Source organism: Prosthecobacter sp., from assembly GCF_044222345.1.
Classification (GTDB): domain Bacteria; phylum Verrucomicrobiota; class Verrucomicrobiia; order Verrucomicrobiales; family Verrucomicrobiaceae; genus Prosthecobacter.
In genome coordinates, this window is the sequence record NZ_JBGANL010000005.1 from 1 (window position 1) to 17321 (window position 17321).

The 17321-nt window shown below is 59.4% G+C and carries 17 protein-coding genes; 9 read left to right on the top strand and 8 right to left on the bottom strand.

The features are described from left to right. Positions 1 to 84: 84 nt before the first annotated feature. From ACILSL_RS04495 to ACILSL_RS04505, 3 genes are all read left to right on the top strand, one after another. Positions 85 to 945 carry an alpha/beta hydrolase gene (locus ACILSL_RS04495; protein WP_395730804.1) on the top strand — a complete coding sequence of 287 codons (861 nt, stop codon included), beginning with the start codon at positions 85 to 87 and terminating at the stop codon, positions 943 to 945. Positions 946 to 1073: 128 nt separating this feature from the next. Beyond that, a complete protein-coding gene (gene pgsA, locus ACILSL_RS04500) occupies positions 1074 to 1673 on the top strand; it encodes a CDP-diacylglycerol--glycerol-3-phosphate 3-phosphatidyltransferase (protein ID WP_395730805.1) in 600 nt (199 codons plus the stop codon). Between the two features lie 23 nt (positions 1674 to 1696). Next, positions 1697 to 2158 carry a RidA family protein gene (locus tag ACILSL_RS04505; protein ID WP_395730806.1) on the top strand — a complete coding sequence of 154 codons (462 nt, stop codon included), beginning with the start codon at positions 1697 to 1699 and terminating at the stop codon, positions 2156 to 2158. A 52-nt stretch (positions 2159 to 2210) separates the two neighbouring features. Here ACILSL_RS04505 and ACILSL_RS04510 read toward each other — a convergent pair whose 3' ends face one another. Both ACILSL_RS04510 and ACILSL_RS04515 read right to left on the bottom strand, forming a co-directional pair. Continuing rightward, the gene (locus tag ACILSL_RS04510) at positions 2211 to 2672 is read right to left on the bottom strand and encodes a hypothetical protein (RefSeq protein WP_395730807.1); all 462 of its coding nucleotides are present in this window, start codon (positions 2670 to 2672) and stop codon (positions 2211 to 2213) included. 142 nt (positions 2673 to 2814) lie between these two features. Further along, the gene (locus tag ACILSL_RS04515) at positions 2815 to 3588 is read right to left on the bottom strand and encodes a DUF3313 family protein (protein WP_395730808.1); all 774 of its coding nucleotides are present in this window, start codon (positions 3586 to 3588) and stop codon (positions 2815 to 2817) included. 178 nt (positions 3589 to 3766) lie between these two features. Between ACILSL_RS04515 and rseP the strand changes: the two genes are divergently transcribed. The 4 genes from rseP to ACILSL_RS04535 all read left to right on the top strand — a co-directional run bounded on the left by rseP (position 3767) and on the right by ACILSL_RS04535 (position 9609). After that, entirely contained in the window at positions 3767 to 5281 is a 1515-nt protein-coding gene (gene rseP / locus ACILSL_RS04520) for an RIP metalloprotease RseP (RefSeq protein WP_395730809.1), read from the top strand. Positions 5282 to 5293: 12 nt separating this feature from the next. Next, positions 5294 to 6463, top strand: a complete 1170-nt coding sequence (locus tag ACILSL_RS04525) for a glycosyltransferase family 4 protein (RefSeq protein ID WP_395730810.1) — start codon at positions 5294 to 5296, stop codon at positions 6461 to 6463. A 76-nt stretch (positions 6464 to 6539) separates the two neighbouring features. Further along, positions 6540 to 8141: a serine/threonine-protein kinase gene (locus ACILSL_RS04530; RefSeq protein WP_395730811.1), complete on the top strand. Its 1602-nt coding sequence runs from the start codon at positions 6540 to 6542 to the stop codon at positions 8139 to 8141. Between the two features lie 349 nt (positions 8142 to 8490). Next, entirely contained in the window at positions 8491 to 9609 is a 1119-nt protein-coding gene (locus ACILSL_RS04535) for a glycosyltransferase family 4 protein (RefSeq protein WP_395730812.1), read from the top strand. Between the two features lie 30 nt (positions 9610 to 9639). Here ACILSL_RS04535 and ACILSL_RS04540 read toward each other — a convergent pair whose 3' ends face one another. Together ACILSL_RS04540 and ACILSL_RS04545 are read right to left on the bottom strand one after the other, a co-directional pair. After that, a complete protein-coding gene (locus ACILSL_RS04540) occupies positions 9640 to 10002 on the bottom strand; it encodes an ArsR/SmtB family transcription factor (protein WP_395730813.1) in 363 nt (120 codons plus the stop codon). Between the two features lie 42 nt (positions 10003 to 10044). Beyond that, positions 10045 to 10563, bottom strand: coding sequence for a hypothetical protein (locus ACILSL_RS04545; protein WP_395730814.1), 519 nt, complete (start codon positions 10561 to 10563; stop codon positions 10045 to 10047). Positions 10564 to 10705: 142 nt separating this feature from the next. On the opposite strand from ACILSL_RS04545, the gene ACILSL_RS04550 reads away from it, so the two are divergent. Then, positions 10706 to 11599: a polysaccharide pyruvyl transferase family protein gene (locus ACILSL_RS04550; protein WP_395730815.1), complete on the top strand. Its 894-nt coding sequence runs from the start codon at positions 10706 to 10708 to the stop codon at positions 11597 to 11599. Here the strand turns inward: ACILSL_RS04550 and ACILSL_RS04555 are convergent, their stop codons facing one another. Together ACILSL_RS04555 and ACILSL_RS04560 are read right to left on the bottom strand one after the other, a co-directional pair. Further along, on the bottom strand, positions 11600 to 11998 hold the full coding sequence (locus ACILSL_RS04555; RefSeq protein WP_395730816.1) for a hypothetical protein: 399 nt from the start codon (positions 11996 to 11998) through the stop codon (positions 11600 to 11602). It abuts the gene before it with no gap. After that, positions 11995 to 12267 (bottom strand): hypothetical protein, encoded by a 273-nt coding sequence (locus tag ACILSL_RS04560; RefSeq protein ID WP_395730817.1) that lies wholly within the window; start codon positions 12265 to 12267, stop codon positions 11995 to 11997. Before ACILSL_RS04560 ends, ACILSL_RS04555 begins: the two co-directional genes overlap by 4 nt. 57 nt (positions 12268 to 12324) lie before the next feature. On the opposite strand from ACILSL_RS04560, the gene ACILSL_RS04565 reads away from it, so the two are divergent. Then, positions 12325 to 13803 carry a sialate O-acetylesterase gene (locus ACILSL_RS04565; protein ID WP_395730818.1) on the top strand — a complete coding sequence of 493 codons (1479 nt, stop codon included), beginning with the start codon at positions 12325 to 12327 and terminating at the stop codon, positions 13801 to 13803. Positions 13804 to 13904: 101 nt separating this feature from the next. Here the strand turns inward: ACILSL_RS04565 and ACILSL_RS04570 are convergent, their stop codons facing one another. Both ACILSL_RS04570 and ACILSL_RS04575 read right to left on the bottom strand, forming a co-directional pair. After that, entirely contained in the window at positions 13905 to 16022 is a 2118-nt protein-coding gene (locus tag ACILSL_RS04570) for a TonB-dependent receptor family protein (RefSeq protein WP_395730819.1), read from the bottom strand. Positions 16023 to 16176: 154 nt separating this feature from the next. Continuing rightward, complete coding sequence (locus tag ACILSL_RS04575; protein ID WP_395730820.1) at positions 16177 to 17319, bottom strand: PepSY-associated TM helix domain-containing protein; 1143 nt, start codon at positions 17317 to 17319, stop codon at positions 16177 to 16179. Positions 17320 to 17321 lie beyond the last annotated feature (2 nt).

The window sequence follows — 17321 nt, forward strand, 5'->3', positions numbered from 1 at the left end:
GCAGCGGGTTTGACAGCGCAGTTTGCCATTTGAGCGCCACTTTCCTGCCTGAAATGCCTGAAGGTGATCGTTTTCATGTCACTTATGACCTGTCACCTGCTCTGCTTCCTGTGTTTTGCCGCTACTCTGGCTGCTGCTGAGCCGATCACGCAGATCTACAAGAAGGCGGGAAATCGTGAGCTGAAGCTTACTGTTGTGAATCCGCCGGATTGGAAGGCTTCGGATCAGCGGTCGGCGATGGTGTTTTTTCATGGTGGTGGCTGGGTGGGCGGCGGGCCGACGCAGTTCACGCAGCACAGCGAGTATCTGGCGACACGGGGGATGGTGTGCGTGCAGGTGGAGTACCGGCTGATTGCCAAGGGAGACAAGGGGCCGCCCATCGATTGTGTGCAGGATGCAAAGTCAGCGATGCGCTGGGTGCGTAGCCACGCGGGAGAGCTGGGGATTGATCCGAACCGCATCGGGGCCGGAGGTGGCAGCGCGGGCGGGCATCTGGCGGCGTTTGTGGGCATGGTGGAGGGGCTGGATGATCCGCTGGACGATGTGAAGATCTCGCCGAGGGCGAATGCGCTCGTGTTGTTCAATCCTGTCTTCGACAACGGCCCGGAGCAGGGCTGGGGTTACGCGCGGGTGGGTGAACGCTTCAAAGAGTTTTCTCCGGCGCACAACATCAGCGCTGATGATCCGCCTGCGATCATCTTTCTCGGCACGCAGGACAAACTGATCCCCGTGGCTGTCGTGGAGCGCTTCAAGGCCAGCATGGAAAAAGCGGGGGTGCGATGTGAAGCAATCTTTTATGAGGGGCAGGGGCACGGCTTCTTCAATCCCGGCAAGGGTGGCAAGATGCAGTTTTACTACGAGACCCTGCTGGCCACGGACAAGTTCCTTGCCGCGCTGGGCTGGTTGAAAGGCGGGCCGACGCTGCAAAAGCCAGTGGAACCGTGAGTTTGAAAGCTGCCGCAGAAGTCTTGTGCCGGAGGGCTTTGAGTGACATGGCTCAATGTTCTTTCGTTGCAGGACCGTCATTGACAGCGGGGGGATTCCATCGCTAGACAGAGAGGACCAACCTCCGCATGAACCTGCCGAACAAACTCACCCTCTCACGCCTGATCTTGACGGGCGTGTTTGTGGTGTGCTTTTACATCCCGTGGGCGAACACCATTTCGCTGGCGCTGATCATTTTCGGGATTGCCTCTGCCACTGACTACTTTGACGGGAAGATCGCGCGTGCGCGCGGTATTGTGACCAACTTTGGCAAGCTGTTTGACCCGCTGGCGGACAAGATCCTCATCGCCGCAGCCTTTATCCTGCTGAGCTCGGACCAGAACTTTCCTGAAGCGACGCGGATGCCGGCGTGGATCACGATTGTGATCCTGGCGCGGGAGTTTTTTGTGACCGGAATCCGGCTGGTGGCGGCGGGGCAGGGAGCGGTGCTGTCTGCGGAAAAACTGGGGAAGCACAAGATGCTGTGGCAGATCCTGACGGTGATTTATTTCATGATGCGCCAGGCATCGCTCGAGCCCATCTTTGGCTTCACGCACCCGGCTTTCACGGCAAGTCCGGACATCGAGCGAATGGTGGCTTTGGCCCTGATCTCTTTGACGAGCCTGCTGACGCTGGTGTCTGGTTTCAGCTACTTTTGGAAGAATCGTCATCTGTTTGACGATGCTTGATGCTTCTTTTTGAACTCACCGCCATGAACGCAGAACAACAACTCTCCACCCTCGGTCTCACACTTCCTACCGCACCACCTCGCGGGGGTGTTTACAAACCGGTCGTGATCGTCGGAAACATCGCCTACGTCTCCGGTCACGGGCCGTATCTTGGCGATGGGAAGTATCTCACCGGCCGGGTCGGTGCGGATCTGGATCTTGAAGCGGGCAAGGCTGCGGCGAAGCAGACCGGCCTCGCCTTGCTGGCCACCCTGAAAAGCGAACTGGGCAGCCTGGACCGCGTGAAGCGCGTGGTGAAGCTGCTTGGCATGGTGAACTGCACGTCCGACTTCGGAGATCATCCGAAGGTCATCAACGGTTGCAGTGAACTGTTTGGGCAGATCTGGGGTGAGGAATGCGGCATCGGCGCACGCAGCGCTGTGGGCATGGGCTCACTGCCGGGGAACATCGCCGTCGAGATCGAAGGCATCTTTGAGCTGCAATAAAAACCTGCGCTGGGCCACAGCGCAGGTTGTTCAGAGCGAACCGAACCGGGGCTTAGAACCAGCGTGAGCCGAGGCCCAGGCCGCTGCCCCAGCTGAACGGCTGGCCAAAGCCATAGCCGCCACCCCATGGGCGGTTGGTGTAGCTGCTGCCGTATGCTGGGCTGCGATTGTAATACGGGCTGCTGTAGATGCTGTTCGAGTAGTAGGGGTGCAGCTGGTATGAGACCGGGTACGCAGCGGGGCGGCTGTAGCTGCCCGAGTAATAGGGACGGACGGAGTAGCAGCGTGTCCCGGCGTTTGCGCCGCGGATCACATAGTAATAATGGTCGCGATTGGAGCCCAGGGTGCTGGCTGCGAGATCGCCCAGCGGGCCACGGCCGGTGGTGTGGCAGGGCGTGAAGGTGCCACGATAGGGGCCCGGGCCATTGTAGGCATAGGGATACTGGCAGGCGGTGAGGGTCAATGAAAGACCGACGAGAAGAACCGCGAGCGATTGTAGGGACCGAATTTTCATGGCGAAGGGAAGTGCGCCGAATTAGCGCACTTATTCCGCCCCCTTGGCAATGAGTAAACGACCGAGCGGCAGAGGAATAATTCCGCTCAAATGGAGTGGCTCTGAATTTTATGAGCGAGCCGCCCGGGAAACTTCAGTGATCTTAGAAGCCAATGATTTGGAAGGGCACGCTGTCTCTGACCTGCTTGTCGGGCGGGGAGCTCATGAGCTTTTCAAACTGCTTGGCCCATTCCCGAATGGCGAACTTGGCCTGACCGGTTGGGAACAGCTCCTGGGGAAAGAAGAAGAACAGGGTTTTGGCCTCTTCTTTGTCGGCAAACTCGAAGACGGACTTGCCGGTTTTGGGCTCGGTCAGGACGCCTTGAATGGCGATGGTGCCGCGAGAAGGCTTTCCAAGCAAGCTGCCACCGACCATGGGCAACGTCACCAGATCCACGGCTTCCCGAACCAGCAGTCCTGAGTAGGTGTTGGGTTCCCACTCGATGATGGACAGCTTCAGGGTCATGGCATCCTTGGAAGGTGCATCCGCGACGGTGAAACGAGACTTTTTGTTCGCCTTGAAAGCACTGACAAATTTATCGTGAGTGTAGGTGAGCAGGCCCTCCATTTTCTTTTCACGCCGTTTTTTGCTGAACTCCACCTGAGTGAACTTTTGCAGCATGGGCCGCAATTCATCGGAGACCACCGGGGCGATGTAGATCGACTTCACCTTTTCAGCAGCAGCCAGAACTCGCTTGTCGGTGGTCCACCAGTTGCCGATGAAAGGCGACCGTTTACGGTTTTCCTTTAGCTCGCTTCCATGCGGGAGCATTTTAGTGGGCTTGACATTGACGGCAGCCACCACGCTTTTGGCGGTACGGCAGGAGATCATCATGCAAGAGATGAGCAGGAATAGAGAGAAACGGATCAGCATCATGGAACTGTATGGGGATACGTTTGAGAAAGGCGGATGGCAAATATTTCATGCTTTAGCCTTCACACAAACTTCCCCGCAGCATTTGCACCGACCATGGGGGGGTGTTAGCTTTCCCATCTGGTCATGCAGTGCTCCGGCAATTCCGCCGCGCTCCGCCTGACCTCTTCCTTCCAAATTTATGGCATGGCTTTCCTCTCTCGGTTCCTTCGGTGAAATTCTCCGATTCATCATTCTCATTTTGGAGGTGATCCTTGTATTCAATCTCATGATCGTGGTGCACGAGTGGGGCCATTTCCTGGCGGCACGCTGGCGTGGCCTGAAGGTTGAAAAGTTCTACATCTGGTTCGGCAAGCCATTGTGGAAGAAGACGATCAATGGAGTGGAGTACGGCCTTGGCAGCATTCCTGCGGGCGGTTTTGTAGCGCTGCCGCAGATGGCCCCCATGGGGGGGCTCGAAGGTGAGGTGAACCAGGAAGGGCTGCCGGCGATTACACCGCTGGACAAAGCGATTGTCGCGTTTGCCGGGCCGTTTTTCAGCTTCATGCTGGCCTGTCTGTTTGCCGTGGCCGTCTGGGTGGTGGGCAAGCCGGAGAGCGAATCCCACACCACTTCCATTGTGGGCTACGTGGCCAAAGACAGTCCGGCTCAAAAAGCGGGCATTCTTCCCGGGGACAAGATCCTGCAGGTGGATGGTCAGCCCGTGAAGCGCTTTGAAGGACTGGTGGACAGTGTGCGCTGGGGCGTGGTGGCCAGCGAAGGTGACACGATCGCCTTCGAGGTGGAGCGTCCTGGTCAGGGAGTGATGAAGTTCAATGTGGATCCCAAGGCCTGGCCCAACAACGACAAAAAGGCGGAGCCAGTTTCCATGTGGCGCTCGATCTTCAAACGCCCCGAACTGCGTTCCATCGGATTAGAGGGGCAGATGACGCCCATGGTTGGAAGTGTTGCTGAAAACAGTCCTGCGGCGGAAGCGGGCATCAAGGCAGATGACCTGGTGCTGCGTGCGGATGGCAGACAACTCCGCAGCATGGGCGATCTGGGCGATTACATCAAAGCCACGGCGGGCAAGACCATCATGCTGGACATCGAACGTGCGGGCAAAGTGATCCAAATCCCCATCCTGCCGCGGATCCCGGACAAGAACAATCTGAAGGAGGTCACGGATGATCATCAGGAATACCCCATGATTGGCGTGGCCTGGGATGTGGAAGGCAAGCGTACGCCCAGCGTCATCACACCGTGGGAGCAGATCAGCGATGCCGTGCGGCACATGGGCAACCTGGTGTCCAAGCTGGTTTCACCGAAGTCTGATCTCAGCCCTGCGCACATGAGCGGTCCCGTGGGTGTCGGCCGTCTGTATTACAAGCTGTTCCAGCACCCTGATGGCTGGCGCCTGGTTCTTTGGTTCAGCGTCGTGTTCAACATCAATCTGGCGATCCTCAACATGATGCCCTTCCCGGTGCTGGATGGCGGACACATCACCATGGCCGCTGCCGAGGCGATCCGCCGCAAGCCGCCGCAGGGCCGGATTCTTGAATACGTCCAAACCGCCTGCGCGCTGATGCTCTTCGGATTCATCATTTTTGTCACCCTCAAGGACACTGGGGATTTCTTTGGCGGCGGAGCCAAAGAGGGCAAGGTTTTGAAAATCGAGTGGCTCTCCAAAGAGAAGCGTGGCGCCGCAGGCGCGTAATTTCCGCCGCTTATGCGCGTCCTCATCCTCGTTGAGAACCTTCCCGTTCCCTTCGACAGGCGCGTGTGGCAGGAGGCCTGCGCCCTGCGTGATGCGGGGCACGAGGTCACGGTCATCTGCCCGCAGATGCGTGGCTACACGCAGCCGGCGGAAGTTCTGGAAGGCATTCAAATCTACCGCCACTGGATCACTGGCGAGGCGGGATCACTGGGTGGGTTCATCGCTGAGTATGCGTCAGCCCTCTGGGGTGAACTGACCTGTGCGCTCAAAGCCTGGCGGCGCGGTGGTTTTGATGTCATTCACCTCTGCAATCCACCCGATTTGCTGTTTCTCGTGGCGCTGCCGTTCAAGCTGTTTTGTGGCGTGAAAGTCATCTTCGATGTGCATGATCTGTGGCCGGAGATGTTTGAGGCGAAGTTCGGAAAGCGTGGGCTGATGTATTGGGCGGTGCGGGCTGCCGAGCGTTGCACGCTGGCTCTGGCGGATGTGGTGATCGCCACGAATCAGAGCGTGCTGAGCGCGGTGAAACAGCGTGGGAAACTGAGTGAAGATCGTGCCTTTGTGGTGCGCACGGCACCGAGCCGCATGCACACCGCTGCGCAGCCGGATGAAGCATTGCGTGCCGGGAGGCGGCACCTGGTGGGATACATAGGCGTCATGGGCAATGCGGACGGGGTGGATTACCTCGTGCGCGCCGCGGATCACGTCGTCAAAACCCGTCAGCGCACCGATGTGCAGTTTCTGCTGATGGGTTCCGGGGCGGAGCATGCGGATCTGGTGGCATTGCGAGACCAGCTTGGCCTGAGCGAATACCTCAGCATGCCGGGACGTGTCAGCGATGAGTTCCTATGCCGTGCTTTGCGAACCATTGACCTCGGCGTCGCTTGCGACCCGATCAATGCCTACAACGACCACTGCACCATGAACAAGGTGCTGGAATACATGGCCTTCGCCAAACCGATGGTGATGTTTGGCACCGTGGAAGGCCGATTCTCAGCGGGGGAGAGCGCGGTGTACGTCATGGAAAACTCCCCTGAAAAGCTGGGCGATGCCATCCTGGCGCTTCTAGACGACGAGTCCCGTCGTCAAACGCTTGGAGCGGCCGGTCATGCACGGCTGTCGCAGGAGCTGAACTGGGAGCGTAGCGTGGTGCAGTTGTTGGCGGCCTACCAGGCGGCGTAAGGGGGTTCTAGTGATTATTTTGCCCTGCGCTGTCTGGGGTCTTGCTAAAACGCCTCTTTGTTCTTAAATCATCGGCATGCACCAGGTGAATGAACATGGGGGGGATGCCGTTCATTTCGAGCCCTTTACTCCGCCATCGACGGAGGAGCTGGATGCATTGATTCCGGGCTACAAGTTTCTCCAGTTCATCGAGCGGGGCGGCATGGGCGCGGTTTACAAGGCGGTGCAAAAGAGCCTCAACCGCACAGTGGCGGTAAAACTGCTGCCGCAGGTGCATCGGAACAAGGAGAGCTTTGCCGAGCGCTTCAAACGCGAGGCCCATGCGCTGGCGCAGCTGAATCATCCGCACATCATCGGGGTGCATGACTTCGGCGAAACACCCGACGGCCAGATGTACTACGTCATGGAGTTCGTTTCAGGCATGGATTTGCAGCACCTGCTCAAGCGTTCTCCACCCGAGCCCAGGCAGATCCTCACCATCATCACGCAGGTGTGCGAGGCGCTGCAGTTTGCCCACGAACACGGCATTGTGCACCGTGACATCAAACCGGCCAACATTCTCGTTGATGAGCGTGGCAATGTGAAGGTCGCGGATTTTGGCCTGGCCAAGGTGATGGGCCAGCAGGCGGTGGATTATACCGCCACAGGCATGACGATCGGCACGCCCGACTACATCGCGCCTGAGGCGCTCGATCAGAGCAAGAGCATCGACCACCGTGCGGATATTTATTCGCTGGGGGTGATGATCTATGAACTCTTCACCGGGCATGTGCCCAAGGGGGTGTGGGAGCCGCCCTCGATCCGCTCCGGAGCGGACAAGGGCATTGATGCCGTCGTCAGCAAGGCGATGCAGAACAACCCTGAGAAACGCTACCAGCATGTGCGCGACATGACGCAGGTGCTGGAAAAACTCTTTAAAAACAGCGACAACTGGAAAAACTTCCGGCGGCCATCCCGGAGCGAGCTGGTGAAAACCATGGGGGAGCCGGTGAGAATCCCCACCAGTGCTGACACGATCCAGATGCAGCCCAAGGTGGGGGCAAGCCGCAGGCGGGTGTGGATGGCCGGCGTGATGGTGCTGCTGGCCGGAATGGCTGGCGTGGCGTGGCATGGTGGCTGGCAGACCGCCGGGCAGAACGGCCATGCATCCGCAACCCAAGCCGCAGAGCCTGCCGAAGCTGTCATTCCGCCGACTGTACCCGCACAGATGAAGCTGGCGGAATGGGTGCTGGCACGTGAGGGTTTTTTGAATGTGAAAACTGTCGTCAGCCCTGAAGAGCGGATGGGAGGAGGTTTTGACATCATGCACATGGCCGACCTGCCTCAGGGGCGGTTCACCATCTGGCGGGTGTCATTGACCACGGTTCCTCTCAAAATGGAGGAGGATTTGAAGGAGCTGACCCAGCTCGCTCATGAAGCAGGGACGGTGTCCAACCTGTGCTTGCGCGGAATGGAAGTGCCAGTGGGTGCGCTGGCACATCTCGCGTCGCTTCCGGAGCTCAAAAACCTCGATTTATCCTCAACCTCTCTGGTCACGGATGACGCGATTGAACACTTGGTGGCATGCAAATCTCTTCGTGCCCTGCGGGTCAGCAAAAATCGCATGTCAGCAGCGGACGCTCTGATGGAAAAACTGGGCCTAATGCTGCCCCAGTGCAAAATCATAAACAACGATTAACCCCCTCCTTGAAACTGACATGAGCAAGCATTCCCACATCCGCAAAGAAACCGGCGCTGCAAAATCTGCCCGCCTGGAGGCCAGAGCCGCCCGAGTGACCGTGCAGAGAGATGACAAGGCAAAGGCAAAATCCAAACGGACGTCGAAGCCTGCTGCAGTCACAGGGATGCCGGGCTGCATGGCCGTGATGGCAAGTGGCGTGACAGCTGAAGCAGCCCAGCCCGGTATGAAGAGGGTGGTGGTTCGAGCAGGGGGAAGGTTGAGGCTGGCCCGATCATCCAAGCCGCTTTTGTTATGGATCGGTGATGTTCTGGTTCCCACCGGCTTCGCCACTGTCACTCATGCGGTCTTGAATCATCTGCGTCATGACTGGGAGGTCATTGTGTCAGGGGTCAATTACGATGGTTCGCCCCATGAGCTGCCCTATGACGTCATGCCTGCGTGGCAGGGGGGGGACATGTGGGGAATGAACCGCTTCAAGCATCTGTGCACCGAGTTTGATCCCGCCGCGGTCATCATCAACAACGACTGGTGGAACGTGGCGGAATTTGCCAAAATCGCACCCGAAGGGGTCCGGATCACCGGCTATATGCCGGTGGATGGCGGCAACCTCGACCCTGCGGCGATGCATGAACTGAACCGGCTGCATGCGGCAGTCTGGTACACGGACTTTGGTCATCGTGCGGCTGTTGCGGGAGGTTTTACGGGGCGGCGTCATGTGATTCCGCATGGGATCGACACCGAAGTGTTTCAGCCTGTAGACCCGCGTGAAGCACGGCTGCAAATGGGGCTCAGTGTTCCGGCAGATGCTTTCATCGTTGGCAACGTCAACCGCAACCAGCCGCGCAAGAGGCTCGATCTCACGATTCAGATTTTCGCGGCCTGGATCAAGCAGCACCACATCGACGACGCGTATCTGCTTCTGCACTGCGCACAAAAAGACACGGGCTGGGATCTTCGCCGTGTGGCCGGCTACCATGGCATCGCCGACCGACTGATTCTCACGGGAGCTGACGACATCCGGGATATGCAGGAGGTGAACCGACTGAAGCACCTATACAGCAGTCTTGACGTGCAGATGACCACGACGCTTGGCGAAGGCTGGGGGCTTACCACGATGGAAGGCATGGCCTGCGGAGTGCCGCAGATCGTGCCCGATTCTTCAGCACTGGGTGAGTGGGCGACGCCTGCGGTTCAAATTCCATGTTCGCGCACGCTCTTTCATCCCGAGATCAACACGACAGGGAGCCTTGTGGATGAAGCGCCGTTCGTGGCTGCCTTGCAGGCGTTGCATCAAAGCAAGGCCGAACGATACCGTCTGGCCGCAGAGGGACTGGCGTATGTGCGCCGTGAGGCCTTTCGCTGGGAAACCGTGGCAGGGCAGTTTCAGGCGCTGCTGCCTGCCGCTCCGCGCGAGGCGAAGCGGCGACAGACAGCGCAGTCCCGTCAGCTCAGCCGCAGGGCTTGAAAGGCGGTACGGGTGAGCTGGCGAGCACGGTCATGACTTTTTAGGTTTGGCGGGCGGTTCTGGCGGGGGCTGCTCCACGAGGGCGGCGAGTCTGTCGAAGCTGCCTTCCCACATCTGGCGGTGGCGTTCGATCCAGTTCACCGCTTCGCGGAGGGGTTTGGGATTGGCGGAGATGTAGTGGGTGCGGCCTTCGATCCGGCGCTTGAGCAGCCCAGCCTCCTCCAGCACGCGCAGATGTTTGGAGACGGCTGGGAGGGACATCTGCAAGGGCTCCGCGAGAGTCCCGACTGTGGCCTCGCCCTCGATCAAGCGTGACAGCAGTCCGCGCCGGGTGGCGTCAGAGAGTGCGGCAAAGACTAGATCAAGGAGCAGAGGCTGGGGGGCGCGTCTCATGGAGAAACGAGTGGATGCTGCGTGCCGGGCTGGCAAGCGGGCTTACTTCACGCGCTCAAATTGGAATGGATGATCCTGCTGGGCCTTGCCCTGGTCGAACAGCGTCCAGTTTTGCGTCACATGAGTGGCATCCACGAAGGTGATAACGGCGGAGTGCATGTGTTTCTCGGTGTCCACTTTGATCTCGCTGTCCTTGGCCAGGTCGAAGGTGAGGGATTTGTCGTCGGACTTCACGAGTGTCATGCTGGGGCGGTTGCACAGCGTGCAGTAATGCGTCAGCACCAGCTTGCCGTCCTTCTCATGGTAGAGGGTGACCATTTCCTTGGGGGTGTTGGCGAACATGCGCTCCTCCAGTGCGCTGCCGCCGGCGATGACACGGTACTGCGTGGTCACCTTCATGGGGCCCTGGCCCATGTCCGCCGTGGCCTGCCAGTCGCCAGCCAGTGTTTTCAATTTTTCGAACTCCGCGGAGCCGGTGTAAGGTTTGGAAGGTTCACCGGCGGAGGCGGAGAATGCGCAGGAGAGCAGCGACAGTGTGATGAGAAGCAGATGTGTTTTCATAGGTGTGAGTGGTTGATAACCGGGCTAATAATTAACCAATCGGTTAAATATGTCGAGCGCCATCTGCGCCTTGTGGTTTTTTTGGTGGAGGTCCCACAATGAAGTGACATGCCGGGCCGGGCCTGTGGTAGGATGGAGGAGCATGAAAATCGCCTTCGTCGGAGCATCGGGTTATGGAAATGTCGGTGATGATACGTATCCGCTGGTCTTTGCGCAGCAGCTGCCAGAGCATGAGCTGGTTATCTACAATTCGGATCTTCCCAAGTCTCTGCCGGAGGATCTGGACATGCTGGTCATGGGGGGCGGCGGAATTGTTTACAACCACGGGAAAGAAAGTGGTGCGGCCATGGAATCCCCTCATTTCCGCTGCATGAAATTCTACATGGATGAGGCGATCCGGCGTCGCATCCCGTGGGGTTTTCTCTCCTGCGGCTTTCAGTTTCAGTACAACGGTGAGGAGGATGATGGCTCCAGGCTGCAACCGTGGGCTCCTTATCTGCGTCAGGCGCATTTCGTCACTCTCCGTTCACCACGCTGCGTGCGCATCGCGCAGGAGATCAGCGGGCGTGAGGATGTGGTGTTTGCCCCGGATGCCGCCTACCTCTACCGGCCTGAAACTGGAAGCTCACCGGATGACATGCGATCCATCACTCTGATTCCTGCGGGCTTGGTCAATGCGCGCAATGTGCTGATCAACCACTACCTGAGGCAGTTCGCCGCCAGCGGCCTGTCGGTGACCTGGCTGGGGATGGGGGCACCATCGGACAACCAGGAAATACTTGCCGAAGCGGCGGAGCGTTTTCCTCAGGCGAGGATCATCGCCTCTCCCGGACCGCAGGTGGCGTTTGAAATGATTGCACGTTCCCGGCTTGTCATCACTGGCCGCTACCACGGCCTGGTCTTTGCGCGCACGAGCCGAGTGCCGTTTATCACGCCGGTGGATGCGCCGTATAAAATTCGCATGGAAAACCTGGAGGAAGGCATCAGCGCCGCCGCGACTCATTTCGAGGTGCTGCGTCGTTACCTGCCCCGTTGATCACCAGCGTTGCAGAAACTCCGCGAGCTCGGATGCATCCACCTTTGAGTATTCGCGCCCCAAGGTGCTGTCGCGGCCCATGCCAAAGGCGTAGTCGGTGGGCTGAGTCACATCGTGGTGATTCTCAGGGTAAAACACCACCACCGGTTTGTTCTCAAACCAGGCCGCCTGCTGGAGGCTGGACCAGCTGCCCACGTAGGCACGGCTGCTTTTGATGAGATTGAGAGTGGCAGGCACTGTGAGACTGTCGAGGACCGTGATGTTGCCACCTTCGAGAGACCGAGCGTCCTCCACGGAATGGATGACCTTTCCCTTCACATCGGGCCTGAGATAGCTGCGGGTGACCACAAACACCCTGCAGGGAAGCTGGCGCAGCACCTGAACCGTCTTTTCAATCAACTCCGGAGGCAGAGAGCGGTAGGATGAATTGCCGGCGAAAGGTTGAAACAGCCGGCGTTGAAGAACTCCTCGTATTTGTGCGCGAGATCGTAGAGGATGAAATTTTTCGCGTTGCGATGATGGCGAAAGATCTCGATCGAAAACGGATTATGAGAGGCCATGATCACGGGAACCGGTCGCGTGGTCTCGCTGAGAAAACGATAGCCGGCATTCAGATAACAAACGCGGATCACATCGCCGAGACCGGCGGCAAAAAGGGCGGCAGACATTTGTGAAGCAATGGTGCGGGTGCTGACGTTGACAAGGCTCTTCTCACCTCAACTGCCATGAAGCTCCTCGTCTCCTTCCTTCTTCTTTCCTTGTCCGCCCAGGCCGCCATCACGCTGCCTGCGGTTTTCTCCGATCACATGGTGCTGCAAAGCGGCAAGCCGGTGCCTGTCTGGGGCACTGCGGATGCGAATGCGGAAGTCACCGTGGTCATTGGCAGTCAGAAAAAAACGGTCAAGGCGGATGCCAGCGGCCAGTGGTCGCTCAAGCTTGATGCCTTAATCGCCTCGGCTGAGCCGCAGACGCTGACGATTGGGGACAAGACGATCAATGACGTGCTGGTCGGGGAAGTCTGGCTGGGATCGGGCCAGTCCAACATGGCGATGACCGTGCAGAGTGCGAAAGACTATGCCGCCAGCCAGACGGCGGCGAATGTGCCGCTGATCCGCATGTTTACCGAAGGCAGTGCGGCTGCGGCGAAGGCGGAGTCACAGGGGAAGGGCAGCTGGGTGATTTGCTCTCCTGAGACGGTGGGGCGTTTTTCCGCCACGGCGTACTTCTTTGGCCGCAACGTCTATGACGTGATCAAGCAGCCGGTCGGGCTCATCAATTCCTCCGTGGGTGGCACGCCGATCGAGTCCTGGATCAGCCCTGAGGCGCAGCAGGCGAGCGCGGAACTGAAGCCCTTCTTTGAGGCGCTGAAGCAGGAGGATGCGGCATTTGATGAAGCCAAGGTGAAGGCTGTGTACGATCGCCAGGTGGCCAAGTGGGCCGAGGCGGTGAAGCAGGCGAAGGCGGAGGGAAAACCTGCGCCGCGCAAGCCGCGTGATCCGATCGAAACCCGCAAGCGCAAAGGGAATGTGGGCGGCCTGTTCAACGGCAAGATTTCGCCGCTGATCCCCTATGCGATTCGTGGTGCCATCTGGTATCAGGGCGAGGCGAACACCAACGGCCCCAAGCCGCCGTTTTATCAGGCCCAGCTCACGCTGCTGGCCAAGGACTGGCGCACGCGCTGGAACGATGAGTTTCCTTTTGCCTGGGTGCAGCTGCCCAATTTCACCAAGCCGGGGGAAGGCTGGCCGATTGTGCGCGAGCAGATGCTCAACGCGCTGAGCACGATTCCGAACAGCGGCATGGCCATCACGCTCGACATTGGCGAGGCGAAAAACATTCATCCTGCCAACAAACAGGAAGTGGGCCGCCGCCTCGCGCAGTGGGCGCTTGGGGCGGTGTACCACAAGGACGTTGCTGACACGTCCGGGCCGCTGATTGACAAAGCCACGGTGAAGGGCGGCGCCTTGGTGCTGACCTTTACGCATGTCAAGGGGCTGAACGCGAAGGGTGATCTCACCGAGTTTGAAATCGCCGGGGCGGACGGGCAGTGGCAGGCGGCCGATGCGAAGATCGAGGGCGAGACGGTGGTCGTCTCATGCAAAGCCGTCGCTGAGCCGAAGCAGGTGCGTTATGCGTGGAAGGACAATCCTGTGGCCTCGCTCTTCAATGGTGCGGGCATTCCGGCTTCGCCGTTCCGGAAGTGATGGGTGTGGCGGGTGCGCTATGAGTGAAGTGCAAAAAAATCCCTGCGAGTGCGGAACATCATGTCCGCGCCCCGCAGGGACTTGATCCAACCTAATTCAGATCAAAATTTCAAGCTGCCGCCGACGTAGAAGTTGCGGCCATAGGCGGGGATGATGCCGCTGCTGTTGACGAGGGAGTAGTAGTGCTTGTCGAAGACGTTGTTGAGGCCGGCCATGACGGAGAAGTTTTTGCCGATGGGGACTTCGGCGGTGAGATCCCAGGTGGTGTAGGCGGGAATGTCGAAACGGCCGTCGGCATTGTCGGTGCCATTGTGGCGGGCCATCAAGGTGCCGAGGAAGGCGATCTTCAGGCCGCTTTTGCGTTTGTAGATGGCGCCGGTGCGGATGATGTAGGGAGGTGCGTACTGCGGGGTGCCGCCGTTGTTCACGCCGCCGGAGAGACGGGCTTCGAGCACGGAGATGTTGCCGTAGAGATTGAGGGCACCGAGGTAATCGCCGCGATGAGTGCCGTTGAGGGCGTCGAGTCCGCCGATGACATCAAACTGAGCGGCGCCTTCCCAGCCGTAGTTGATGCTGCGACCGACGCTCTGGATGTTCACGCCGGCGGTGCCGATCTTGTCATCGAGATCCACGAGGAAAAAGGAAGTGTCGTAGGTGAACCAGGGCTTGGGATTGCCACGGAGGCCGAGTTCATAGCTCCAGCCCTGGGATGGGGCGACATCGCTGGCCGTACCACCCGCAGCGGGGATGAGCGACTGGCCGAAGGTGGTGGCACGGTAGCTCTGAGAGATGTTGGCATAGACGGCGGTCTGGTTGCCGAGATCGTAGGAGAGGCCGAGGCCGAAGAGCGGCTGCTTGTCGAACTTGCTGGCATCCCGCTGGGTGGTGGTGACACCGATGTTTCTGACGGTGATGTCCTGATTGACCATCTCCATGCGGAAGCCGGGCGTGATGGTGAGGCGGCCAAAGGTGAACTTGTTTTCGAGGAAGACGGAGCCGTAGATCACATCACGGGAGGCGAGGGTGTTGACGGTGCCAATGTCGTCTGTCAAGTAGGCTCCGGTGGCATCCTTGCGCGGGGAGTGGCACATGTAGAACTGCATGCCTGCGGCGAGGGAGTGCTCGCCGCCCCAGAGCTCGTAGTCGTGGCGGATGCGGGGCTCGATACCCCAATTGTAGAACTTCTGTTGCTGAATGGCCGTGGTATTGGCGGTGACGGTGCCAAAACCACCCGTCTGACGGTTGCTCCAGCGGTCATAGGCCCCGGCCCAGGTTTTCACGCTGAGTTCGGTCTTGCTGGAAAATTTGTGCTGGAGCTCTGCGCTGGCGACGACGCGGCTCAGGCGGAAGCGGTCGGTGAGGCGTACGGTTTGATTGCGGTCGGCGTTGTAGGCCGTGGCGGTCAGGCCGCCGGGGTCACCATGGCGGTCAGAGCCAGCATCGAGGGAAAAAATCCAGCGGGTGTCGGTGGCCTGCTGGTAGATGAGCTTCAGGCGGCCGCCATCGACATTGAAGTCGCTGTTTGCGCTGCGGAAACCGGTGCCGGAGCGGTGGTTGAACCAGCCGTACCAGCTCCATTTGCCGGCGCTGCCATCGATGGAGGTGAAGGTGGAGTAGAGGTCATTGCTGCCAAAGATGTGCTTGGTCTGCATGCCAAAGAGGCGGTCCGTGCGCGGCATGGAGGAGACGTAGTTCATGGCACCGGCCGGCTGCGGGCCGTAGAGCAGTGAGGCACCACCACGGACGAAGTCGATGCGCTGGGTGGACTCCAGCGGCGGGGTCCAGTAGGACTCGGGGTAGCCTTGAGGATCTGCGGCGATGGGGATGCCATCCTGCAGCATCATGAAATACTGGGCGCGGTCTGGAGAGCCGATCCCACGATAGCCCAGGCTGACCAGCGGGCTGCTTTCTTCGGCCGTGATGAGGCCGGGCGTCATGGCAAAGGCCTGGCTGTAATTGTTTGCCTGCACCTGTGGGAGCGCCTGGATATTCAAGGAGCTCGCCTTTTTGCCGGCGTAGATCTTGGTGCCCTCGACGGGAGGAAGGTATGGAATGATGACCTGCGGCTCAGGCTCAGCATCTGCGGTGATGGTGATTTCAGGGAGCTGCTCGGCGATCTGGGAACGGCTGTGAGACGCCAGTGCAAGGAACAGGATGGCGGAAGCGGCGATGATCGGTCCGGAGGAAAGGCGGATGAGAGGAGCGAAAGTCGATGGCATGGGAGTGTTGATACTGAGATTCCGTCGCAAAGGAGGGCGGGATACTGAGCGGGATCTGTTAACGCTCAAGTTCTTTATGCGATAGAGTCTCAATTGCATTTTTATGAGACTTTCTTGTGCTCCAGTCTCTGTCATGACGCTGCGGTGCAGGAGGTCAGGGCTTCAAGAAGCGCCGCCGAGCCTGAGCAAAACCGGTCCAAACCAGGAGGATGGTGCTGATCGTGCAGAGAGCGGCAACGGTTTGGCCGAGGAGGCCGAAGAGCTCGCCGGTATGGAGGAAGCGGGCGTACATGCGGAGGCGGCGACCGAGGTTTTGCTGCTGCAGATCGTCCGGGCTGGGAAGCACTTTGCCTTGGGCCACGTCGAGGTTCAGCATGGTGCGCAGCTGCACCTGGCCGCGACCGCCACGGTCCACCATGAGAGGGAAAGGAGCGCCGGGTTTTTGGGGCATGCGAAGGCTGAGGCTGGTCCAGTCTGGGATTTGCTGACGGGCCTGAGCCAAGAAAGGTCCAAGTCCGACGAGGGAAGGCTGCGGGGCGGCAGGTCCGCTGCCTTCGCGTTTGCCGCCAGGCGCGCCTGCGGGGCGTTCGCGTGCTGGGGGTGGCTCACTGCCGGTGAGGGTAAATAGCAGGTTGTTCGCCCAGCCATAGGATATGATGAGGCCGGTGAGGATGATGCAGAGCAGCGGGAGAGCGCTCCAGAAGCCGAAGACGTTGTGCCAGTTCCAGTGGCGAGCGCGGCCGCTGAGCTTAGGATTGAGAAGCATGACCGCACGGACACTGGACCAGCGCCAGTGGCGGGGCCACCAGAGGTAGATGCCGGAGAGCAGCAGCAGGCTGAAGATCAAACAACCGGCGCCGGTGATGGCCTTGCCCGTTTCTTTGGGCAGGCCGGTGCCGGTAAGGAAGCGGTGCCAATCGGTGACGGCATGGAAGAAGTCGCGCCAGGCGCGGTGCCCCTCGCCAAGGAACTCGCCGGTGTAGGGATTGGCGAAGTAGACGCCTTCTTTCCCGACGGAAAGTGTGACTGGCATGGCCGGGTCTGCTTTCCAGGTGATGCCGCTGGGATTCAAATCGGGCTTGGTTTCGTGAACTTTGGCCAGCAGTGTTTCGATGTCGAGATGTGGGGCACCTGCGACAGGCGGGGTGACGCGCAGGTCTCGATTGGCCCAGTCGATGAGCTGGGCCTCATAGGAAATGATGAGGCCGGTGACGGCCATGGAGAGGATGACCACACCGGCGATGAGGCCTGCGATAAGATGGCCCCAGAAAATGAGGTGATGATAGGTTGGCTTCACGG